Source organism: Acinetobacter sp. YH12097 (genome assembly GCF_013419225.1).
GTDB lineage: Bacteria > Pseudomonadota > Gammaproteobacteria > Pseudomonadales > Moraxellaceae > Acinetobacter > Acinetobacter amyesii.
This window is the reverse complement of record NZ_VPAN01000064.1, coordinates 1-9,530: the sequence shown is the minus strand read 5'-3', so window position 1 is coordinate 9,530 and position 9,530 is coordinate 1. Positions and strand designations below refer to the sequence as shown.

8 protein-coding genes and 1 pseudogene are annotated in these 9,530 nt (G+C 41.2%); 4 read left to right on the top strand and 5 right to left on the bottom strand.

Features of this window, described 5'->3' with window-relative positions; genetic code table 11:
• Nucleotides 1-696: 696 nt before the first annotated feature.
• On the bottom strand, nucleotides 697-1,962 hold the full coding sequence (locus FTU37_RS15715; protein ID WP_000934717.1) for a type II toxin-antitoxin system HipA family toxin: 1,266 nt from the start codon (nucleotides 1,960-1,962) through the stop codon (nucleotides 697-699).
• A complete protein-coding gene (locus FTU37_RS15710) occupies nucleotides 1,962-2,267 on the bottom strand; it encodes a helix-turn-helix domain-containing protein (RefSeq protein ID WP_000366814.1) in 306 nt (101 codons plus the stop codon). The genes FTU37_RS15715 and FTU37_RS15710 overlap by 1 nt, the downstream gene beginning before the upstream one ends.
• A 546-nt stretch (nucleotides 2,268-2,813) precedes the next feature.
• On the opposite strand from FTU37_RS15710, the gene cml reads away from it, so the two are divergent.
• Both cml and FTU37_RS15700 read left to right on the top strand, forming a co-directional pair.
• Nucleotides 2,814-4,079, top strand: coding sequence for a CmlA/FloR family chloramphenicol efflux MFS transporter (cml, locus tag FTU37_RS15705; protein ID WP_020753574.1), 1,266 nt, complete (start codon nucleotides 2,814-2,816; stop codon nucleotides 4,077-4,079).
• Nucleotides 4,072-5,277 carry an ISL3 family transposase gene (locus tag FTU37_RS15700; RefSeq protein WP_020753573.1) on the top strand — a complete coding sequence of 402 codons (1,206 nt, stop codon included), beginning with the start codon at nucleotides 4,072-4,074 and terminating at the stop codon, nucleotides 5,275-5,277. Before cml ends, FTU37_RS15700 begins: the two co-directional genes overlap by 8 nt.
• 575 nt (nucleotides 5,278-5,852) lie before the next feature.
• Here the strand turns inward: FTU37_RS15700 and FTU37_RS15695 are convergent.
• The 3 genes from FTU37_RS15695 to FTU37_RS15685 form a co-directional block, all read right to left on the bottom strand.
• On the bottom strand, nucleotides 5,853-6,110 hold the full coding sequence (locus tag FTU37_RS15695) for a hypothetical protein (protein ID WP_004726728.1): 258 nt from the start codon (nucleotides 6,108-6,110) through the stop codon (nucleotides 5,853-5,855).
• Between the two features lie 349 nt (nucleotides 6,111-6,459).
• Entirely contained in the window at nucleotides 6,460-7,056 is a 597-nt protein-coding gene (locus FTU37_RS15690; protein ID WP_179990952.1) for a putative adenosine monophosphate-protein transferase Fic, read from the bottom strand.
• 12 nt (nucleotides 7,057-7,068) lie between these two features.
• The gene (locus FTU37_RS15685; RefSeq protein WP_000946583.1) at nucleotides 7,069-7,236 is read right to left on the bottom strand and encodes a YhfG family protein; all 168 of its coding nucleotides are present in this window, start codon (nucleotides 7,234-7,236) and stop codon (nucleotides 7,069-7,071) included.
• 317 nt (nucleotides 7,237-7,553) lie between these two features.
• Between FTU37_RS15685 and FTU37_RS15680 the strand changes: the two genes are divergently transcribed.
• Both FTU37_RS15680 and FTU37_RS15675 read left to right on the top strand, forming a co-directional pair.
• The gene (locus tag FTU37_RS15680; protein WP_127800793.1) at nucleotides 7,554-8,003 is read left to right on the top strand and encodes a hypothetical protein; all 450 of its coding nucleotides are present in this window, start codon (nucleotides 7,554-7,556) and stop codon (nucleotides 8,001-8,003) included.
• Nucleotides 7,990-9,405: pseudogene (locus FTU37_RS15675) on the top strand (hypothetical protein); the annotation flags it as partial. The gene FTU37_RS15680 and the pseudogene FTU37_RS15675, both read left to right, overlap by 14 nt.
• Nucleotides 9,406-9,530: the final 125 nt, after the last annotated feature.

Genomic DNA, 9,530 nt, shown 5'->3' with positions numbered 1-9,530 from the left:
AAAAAGAGATCCGATTGCATTTGAACAAGCAACACAGCAGATTGAAAAATTACGAGAGCAAGCGGCACGTGGTGAAATTATATTAGGTTATGTTGATGAAACAGGGTTTTCATCTACACCTGATAACACTAAATATAAAAAAAATGGAAGAATAATTTACTAAGTTATTGTTTTTAAGTTGATCCTTGTTTTATATGGGGGTGATAATAACTTCTGATTACTAGTTTTTACCTTAAATATACCGATTGAAAGATTCATTTAAAGGCTATGAATACATGAGTTTTACAGTTTGGCTAGGTCAGCATGAGTACTTTTCACAAGATTTAAGATCGACCATGAACGTGATTAAGTTATAGGGGATTGATGAAATAGTTTTTATGAATTTCTGGCTTTCTGGGCTGATTTTATCAAATTCATGTCTATGCAAAATTGCGACATATTTCTCGTGCTGGTAGTTATCCAGAGTTTGGTCTGCATCTATCCATAGTGCAGACCTTTTTTTGGTGACAGTTTTTTCTTAGTGATTTTCGATCTGGATGTAGTGATTTCACGTTTGCAGAATATATCTTGGCGGTGATCCATCTAATATTCGTGATTATAAAGAGAGCTAATTCACAGGTTCTACAGATTATGTAGCGACTAACTATATCAAAGTCTATTTGCAGTTGATGGTTGGCGCTTAGTTTATATTTACGCTTAGGTTTCAGTTAAAAAATCAATATTCTGTTGAATCCGTGATTGAATCATCTGTAGGGTAGATTCTCGAATTTGATGGGGATACAGGCGCTGCGCAATTTGACTAAATTGAAGTGCAATTTCACGCATGGTCAAGATGATCTCATCGACTTCTAGAGTAGTCAGATTAGCTTCTGAAGTACCGAGTTTATGTATGTCATTTCGGGAAATATTGAGCGCTTCTCCCATAATGTCCATTTGATGATAACCACCTGGACCCTCGCAGAAGGTCACATCATAGGCTGGAGCCAATTTCCATTGACCATTTTTCTCCATGAGAAATGAAAAGTTCTTAGTATGGTCATCCCGATTATTGAAAAGCACATTAAACACAGCACGTTTAAAAGCATGCAATCTTTCTCGTACATCTTGCGTACACATCAAGGTTGCCCGGAGAAAATTGCGATAGTCTAGGCTACCTGGAACTTTATAGTCTGCTCCTGTATATGCAGCCAAACTCTGCATTGGAATCCGCATACCATTTTGACGATCGAATCGTTTAGAAGCAAAAGCCGTTAAACCATTGGGCAAATTAAAGAAATGGGTATCTGGAGTCTCAATTGCACAAAGTCGCAAACATTCTGCATAGACGGCTTCAATGGCGCAGACTTCAGGATGCTCTTGCTGAGCAGGAAACTTAATCAGCCAGGCTTCATGTTGATCAGAATCTTGAGTCGAAAACTCTAAATTGACAGGATCTCGGTAAACCAACGCTTTTGGTCTGGCACCTTGAGGGGAGCCACCCATGACCAATAAATGCTGTAGAAATTCACCACCTTCACCTTTGAGTACTTCTTGAACTTCCTGGGCCAGTTGTTGTAAAGGGATATTTTCTGAGGTTTGCATGTCAGCAACACAAGGTTCAAAGGAGAGGGCACCCATTGCGTGACTACTAATATAGGTCAGACGCTCCAAAGGTCCAATTCGTGCTGAATTTAAGCCAATTTTTTTGAAATATCGATCCATCAACATCATGCCCCAACCATCTGGTAAAGCGTCATAGACTGGACCTGGGAGTCCCATTTGATGAGTAGGAAAACCTTGTCTGAATGGTAGACCTTTTAAAGGCAGCAAGTAAGAAGAGAGCTCAACACCTTGCTGTATTGCTTCTGGACTATATTCAAAAGCAATGGTGGGTCTACCTGTCGTGGCTGTTGAACTAATCAGCGTTCCCCATAACCATGATTCGCCCCAACCGTTGTAATAAACATTAAGTCTATTGAGCATTATCCCTTCCTCTTAATACGGTGGCGCTTACTTTGACTCTCATAGCGAAGAATGTCATTCACACTGTTAAGCTGAGGTTTAAATAGTTCCTGAAGTTCGTTTAATCGACCCAAGACCATTGCAATACGGACTAAATTTTCAACAGATACATTTCGTCCCGCTTCAAGATTCGAAACTGTATTCACGCCGACACCAGCGCGTGCTGCTACCTCAGCTTGAGACATCTCCAGAAAGAGTCGTTGCTTACGTAAACGCTCACCTAAAAGAGTCACAACTTCTTCTGGTTTAGTGAAATATAAATCCATTAAATTGGGTCTTAAGAATGAATAATTTAATTAAATCACAAAATAATGGAATTAATCTATAGCTATAGTGTGGCTAAGGAGGGCTTTGTTGCACAGCACATCAGAAGGGTAGGTATAGTCCTTGGGTATCGGTTACAGAAAATCATCAGGATGTACTTTGACTGATTGTTGATACGGAGATTTCAGTATTTTCATTTTTCCTAATAGGTCACATTACTTAGAAAGGGTTCTTCGAAAATTAGTTCATACTTTAAAAATCCTATAAATATTGAGGATATTTTCTTAATGCTTTCAATATAGCATGCGGCTATATGTAACTCGAACGGGCTTAATCTGCCTTTCAGTATAAATTTTTTGGTTCTTTGCACTTTAGCGTGAAGATTGTTACGATATGGACTCATCCATGAGATAACCCGCACATGAGCGCTACCAAGAAAGCAGACAAGTAAGCCGCAGCAACCTTCGTTTTCGGTTGTTGCGGCGTTCTCAAGAACCTAGTTGCTCTGCAAGAGCGCCGCCAAATTCTTAACTTAAGGAGATGGCTTCGTGCGCTCAAAAGATTTTTCTTGGCGGTATTCTCTTCCCGCCACGCTATTGCTGTTATCACCATTCGATTTGCTGGCGTCACTGGGCATGGATATGTACCTGCCCGTGGTGCCTTTCATGGCGGATGCACTTGGGTCCGGTGCAGGGACGATCCAGCTGACGTTGACGGCATACCTGGTTTTGCTTGGAGCCGGACAGCTTCTCTTCGGCCCACTGTCGGATCGGCTGGGTCGCCGCCCCGTTTTACTTGGTGGCGGGATTGCCTATATTGCGGCTTCATTCGGCCTCACCGTAGTTTCATCGCCAGAACTTTTTCTGAGCTTCCGCGTTCTTCAGGCCTGCGGCGCTTCGGCATGTCTCGTTTCCACTTTCGCGACGGTACGCGACATCTATTCGGGCCGTGAGGAAAGCAACGTCATCTATGGCTTGCTCGGCTCTATGCTTGCGATGGTTCCTGCGATAGGCCCACTGCTAGGAGCGCTGGTCGACGCGTGGCTCGGATGGCGCGCAATCTTCGGCTTGCTAGGGATGGCAATGATAGGCGCTGTTATCGCAGCCTGGCGACTCTGGCCAGAGACTCGGCGGCACCGGACGGCAGACCTACAGTGGTCGCAGCTATTGACTCCTGTGAAACACCTGAACTTCTGGCTGTACACGCTCTGTTACAGCGCGGGGATGGGCAGCTTTTTCGTCTTTTTCTCGACCGCCCCCTGGCTAATGATGGGGAGGCAAGGGTTATCGCAACTTAGCTTCAGCTTGCTATTTGCTACAGTGGCCATCGCTATGATGGCTACAGCGCGAATCATGGGACGACTGATTCCCCGGTGGGGAAGCCTGAAGACCTTACGAGTGGGAATGGGGTGTCTGATGGCGGGAGCGCTGTTGCTCGCTGTTGGCGAGACATTGGCACCGGTCTCGGTGCTTGGCTTCATCGCCCCGATGTGGCTCGTGGGTGTTGGTATCGCCACTGCGGTATCGGTGGCACCCAATGCCGCTCTTCGAGGTTTCGATCATATCGCTGGGACCGCTACAGCAGTCTACTTCTGTTTGGGTGGACTACTGTTAGGGATTATCGGGACACTCATTATTACGCTTTTATCGACTGGTACCACCTGGCCGATCATCGCTTATTGCCTCATCCTCGCAACAGCAGTGCTTTGTCTGTCCTGCATCAATCCCAACAGACGCCATCTCAGCCAAGAAGAACATGATGCCTTGGCGCTACAAGGCACCGATAGCGCGCAATCGGTCCATGATCATGACTAGCGCTGATGTTTGGAGCCTGTTCTGGAAGGGCTTTTCGCCAGCGTCTCATGGGCTTCTAGATGAACAGACTTTGCTGATCCGTCTTACACACGACGAGGAGCATACGCCAATTTGTAGCCGATGCGATTGCCCTTGTTTCCTGGTACATGACATCAATTGGCGCCGAGTTCGCGAGTCACCAATTATGCAGTATCGCGTCGAGTTGGATGTACCTGTGCGGCGGCTGCGTTGTCCACAATGCGGTCCAACCAGAGAGCGGATCGATTGGCTACCACCGCGCTCCCGTATTACGCAATCATTGCGCAACTGGATTGAGAAATTAGTACAGATGCTGCCCGTCAGTCATGTTGCCAATCTTTTGGGCTTGCATTGGCATACAGTCAAGACTATTGACATGGAGCGGCTCAAACGTGATTTGCACGAGCCAGATCGAAGTCGATTGCGCCGCCTGATGATGGACGAATTCGCCTTGCACAAGGGTCATCGCTACGCCACGGTGGTCGCCTGTGCCGACACCCAGCAAGTGGTGTGGATTGGCGAGGGCCGCTCGCGTGAGGCGATCCGGCCGTTCTTCGAGTGGTTAGGCGATGCCCGGAACCAGATCGAGGCAGTGGCCATGGACATGAACTCAGCCTTCGATCTTGAAGTGAAGGCCCAGTGCCCCAACGCGGTGGTGGTCTACGACCTGTTCCATGTGGTGGCTAAGTATGGCCGCGAAGTGATGGATAGAGTGCGAGTTGATCAGGCCAATCAACTGCGAGATGACAAGGTCGCCCGCAAGGTGATCAAAAGCAGCCGTTGGATACTGTTACGCAATGCTGACAACCTTGAGCCCGAGCAGGCGGTCAAGCTGGACGAACTCCTGGCCGCCAATGCGTTCTTGACTACGGTGTACGTGCTCAAGGACCAACTTAAGACGCTATGGTTTGCGGAAAGCGAGACGACGGCCAGAAGCGCCTGGCGGGAATGGGCCGGCATGGCCCTCGGTAGCGGAATTGATGCTTTGGTACGATTTGCCAAGAAGCTGGAGCCATATATGGAGGGTATCGTTTCCAGTGCCCTCCACCGGCTGAACACCAGCGTGCTGGAGGGCATGAACAACCGGATCAAAGTCATTAAGCGGATGGCCTATGGATACCGCGACACGGACTACTTCTTCCTCAAGATCCGTGCTGCATTTCCCGGCAAAGTGCGATGAACTAATTTTTTGGGCGTGAGAGGGGAGAGGTGTGAGGGCAAGCAATTTATATCGTGGATACTTCTAAATTACTTATGTAATAGAAGGTGGTAAACATGGATTTAGAGGTAATAACACTAAATATAAAAAAATTGGAAGAATAATTTATTAAATTATTGTTTTTATGTGGTTATTGGTGATGTTATGAATAATAATAACTTTTTTCTTGATGAATTTTACCTAAAAAAATTGATCAGATAATTTTCTTTAAATGTCATGCATACATAAATTTGACAGTTTGAAGGGATCGGTATGTGCATTTTTCACAAGGTTAAAGATCGACCATAAATGTGATAAACGGCAGAGGATCATTGAAAAATGAATGGATTTAAACACTACATGTATGCACGAAAAAAAGTATCGCTGCGGTTCTGCTGACAGGCTGTATTGAGCATTGAATGCAAATGATGTAGTAATTGTCTACAGGCTATAGGACCAGCATGAAGAAGAATGAAATGTAGTTGCCAATTTATAACCTTGGTTGAAAAGCATAGCATTGTTATTCGGAGAAGTGAGGTAAGCCATCCTTCTCTTATTCATTTAAAATGATTCTTACTCAACTGATCTCGACTCATGGGCTGGTTCCAATTAGACGGATAATAACTTCCATCCCCTATCTTTTTCTTACCACATTTCTTGCATTTAATCCCTTCTTTGGAGATTTGATTCAGCATCACTGTTGTCGGTTGAATCAAATCAATGACATAGTTCGTTGGTTCAGGAAAAGCAGAAGAGGCTGCTTTATTGCAAAAGAGAACATTCGGATCAAATGGATTGGATTGCACAAAAGCCATGATACAGCCACAGAGTAATTCACCTGCATGTAATCTGTAACATCCATTCAGGTCATCAGACGAAGATTAATCTGAAATTTAAGCACTAAACACCATAAATCTATGTATGGGCAGACTTTTTTGAGACATATGTTGATAAACATGCGGCAAGTTACATTGCTTAAAAGTCTATCTAAGTTAACGATCTATTCAATTCTGGATAAGTAATCTGAATATTACGATCCTAAATTACCCGAAGAGTATTAAGATTTCTAAGAATCGTGATTGTTGGTTTATTTGGGAAATTAATCAGTGGATTGAAGCAAAGATGATGGCTCATTAAGGATTGTGGGCTTCGACTACTTAAATTTTAGGTATTTTGAATAAAGCATATTTCAAAAATCTTAATTAATGGATTTAAATTACCATAAAAACCTTCAATATTGGCTTGAATCCATTGTTGTTGAGAGTCAATGCGAGACCAATCAATACCATAACCACAATGAGCAATCAGATGCTCAAAGAAAATCCGTTGTGTACGTCCATTACCTTCACGGAATGGGTGTATGACATTAAGCTCACAATACAAGTCGGCAAGTTGAGGAATCAGTTGTTGTGGTGCTAAGCCTTGAAAGTATTTTTTTTCTTGAAGCGGTTTGAGTAGTTTATTGGTTTCAATTTCAATACGGGAAAAATTACAAAAACGGGTGTCACCTTTGGAAATATCGATTTGTCTTAACTTTCCTGCCCAGTCGTATAAGTCGCCAAAGAGCTGCGCATGAATTGATTTTAAGTATTGTAAGTCGTAAGGTGGTTCAGCATATTCAATTAAGTTACTTGCCAATCCAGACAGTTCTAGTTCAGCTTGTTCTAAAATTTGTTCATCACGAATATTGAGTTTGTTCTTTAGGATATTTGTGCCAGGGTAACAATACAGGCTGTCACCCATTTCCCCATATTTATCCATACATGCACCTGACTAAGATTCGGGTTGCGAATACTTCTTATATTTTTGCAAGATTTCAGCTTTACTTTGTTGAGTTGTTTGAGCTGTCGTTGTAATGCCTTCAAGCTTTAGGCTGGCTTGATAGTTTTGCGAACGTGTCGCTTGAATATATTTTCTTTTCTGTTCAGTGGTTCTGAGCATTTCGAAACTCCATTGATGCTACACGTGAAGTAAGTATAGCAGAGAATCTTTTTGATCAATGCTGCATACACAGCATTTCTAAAATGTAATACAACGGTATTGTTTCATGTAATAACAGAAAACTAAAAAAAAGTGGAAGAATTCTTAAAATTTAGACCACCCATGATAAGTAAACCATATGTATTTGTTGATAATTGTAATTTTGAGAAAATTTAGTTGATAAATTAAATGAATTTTAATATACAAAGATATGCTCATTTTTTATATCGATAAAAATGTTAAAATTTGACTATTTAGTAAAAAATATAGAGATATTTATGGGGCAATTTATCATGCCCTTTTGCTTTGAGCGACAAAATGTTCAATTTAAGATAGTAAAAATTAACTCAGAACTACTGAAAATCAAAAAGATTAAACAGAGCCAGAAAGTAGTAGTACAAGCAAAGTTCAAAATAATCTATGTGAAAATTTGGCAAAAAATATTGCTATTAATGCAAACGGAGCCAGGCTTACGTGTGCATTCTAATTATGTTGCAATCTTACAGTTGATACATAATCTTGATGATTTTATCGAAAAATCACAACAACACTTGTGCTTTGAAAGAAAAGCTCAGAAAGAACTGGATGCTAAATTTTTTGCAAGATTTTTTAAGCTAACAAAGAATTCAATAAAGGATCAACTTTTACCAAATCGTTCTGATCACAATGAATTTAAACAATGCAACGTGATAAAAATATTAAGCGAAAATGAATATGCCAAACATTGAAACACAAGAGCAATTCTTAGATTTAGCAGAAAAATATCAACAAGATTATTGTCTATTACGTGATGATATTGTAAATACACAATTTGTCGATCTATCAGATGATTTGTATAAAGATGTCTACGCTCTATACAAATTAGCACAACAAATTTATAGCTATATATCAGGCTCCAGACAGATCGGTAAGTATTCTTTTTTAGCTGCTGTGAGTTTTTTTGCATGTCCAGATTCTAGTAATACACAAGAGCTGTCATCGCAACGTTATTTGATTCTACAAGCGAGTTTTTTAACATATCGGCAGTATCAAGAATTTGCAAAAATTGATAAAGCTGAGAATAAGCAAAAACATGTTTGTGACCTATTACGCTATGTCTCACGATATGTGCTGGATTCTAATCATGCTGAATTATTTCATGAATGTAGTAAGCTGCTAAATTGTTATGTCACGTACGAACGTAATTTGAAAAAAGAGGATCGTAATCAACTTTTTAATATTAAAGATTTCGAACAAGTACAAGTCATAGAGTATTTATCGGCTCTATTAATAATTTTTAAAAGACTAGATGATCGTCGTGTAGTTCATCGTCAGCGTAAGTCAAAAAAAAGCAAAGTTTTGCAATGGCCGACGAAAAATGAACTCAAAAAATTTCGTGAAATTAAAACGGGTAAGCAAGTAGATATTGGACATAACGCAAAGATTAGTATTTATGATGCCGCTCTTCACAAAGATGAAGAGGGTGAAGTTGATCTATTAGATCCTGAAATGGAGTTTTATTCAGAAGATGAAAAGTCTAAAAATTTAAATTATATACTCAGCGATAATGCGACGCATCTAATGCGGCATCGCCAGCGCCGTCATGCTCCTTTTGTTACAAATCCACATTATTTGGCGCCAGATATACTGAAGCAAATTGTTTATGTGTTGAGAACCGAGTTATCCGGGCACTGGAGGGATGCTGCAATCGCTGCAGCATGTTTATTGTCACTTTTGACGGGATTATCACCCGTCGCACTGATGGATTTTAACGAGCTTATTCAAGATGGAATTTTGATCCAGAATGGTTCAAGTAGACGTCGCGAATATTTACTCAAATTAAATCTTAAAATTACAGAGCAGAAGATTAAGAGCTTAAATCATGTGCGGTGGAATGAAGTGATGACACATCAACTACATTTACCTTCTGCTTGGTTTGACTATATAGAACAAGCATCGAATCCACTAATTTCATCAACACACATTAATACGAAACTTAAGAATTGGCTTGATAATCGGTTTGTAGGTTCGATCACTGTAGAAAAACTGCAGGCTCAATTATATTTTCATATATATTATGAAACATATAATGAATATCTTGCTCATGTAATTGCTGGGCGGGATAGTCAGCATCACATGCCTGGTATCTATGATGTGTGCTGAAAAAACAGGAGGTTTTAACTTGGTAAACTAAACACACTCATCAGGAGTTTACCATGAGCAAGAAACACAAGACTTACACCACAGAATTTAAAGCTGAAGCCATCAAATTAATT

Excerpts from the sequence above, each read along its gene's own strand:
- FTU37_RS15710 (WP_000366814.1), bottom strand. The coding sequence starts at position 2,267 with ATGGATTTATATTTCACTAAACCAGAAGAAGTTGTGACTCTTTTAGGT.
- FTU37_RS15700 (WP_020753573.1), top strand. The coding sequence starts at position 4,072 with ATGACTAGCGCTGATGTTTGGAGCCTGTTCTGGAAGGGCTTTTCGCCA.
- FTU37_RS15715 (WP_000934717.1), bottom strand. The coding sequence starts at position 1,962 with ATGCTCAATAGACTTAATGTTTATTACAACGGTTGGGGCGAATCATGG.
- FTU37_RS15680 (WP_127800793.1), top strand. The coding sequence starts at position 7,554 with ATGGGGCAATTTATCATGCCCTTTTGCTTTGAGCGACAAAATGTTCAA.
- FTU37_RS15690 (WP_179990952.1), bottom strand. The coding sequence starts at position 7,056 with ATGGATAAATATGGGGAAATGGGTGACAGCCTGTATTGTTACCCTGGC.
- FTU37_RS15695 (WP_004726728.1), bottom strand. The coding sequence starts at position 6,110 with ATGGCTTTTGTGCAATCCAATCCATTTGATCCGAATGTTCTCTTTTGC.
- FTU37_RS15685 (WP_000946583.1), bottom strand. The coding sequence starts at position 7,236 with ATGCTCAGAACCACTGAACAGAAAAGAAAATATATTCAAGCGACACGT.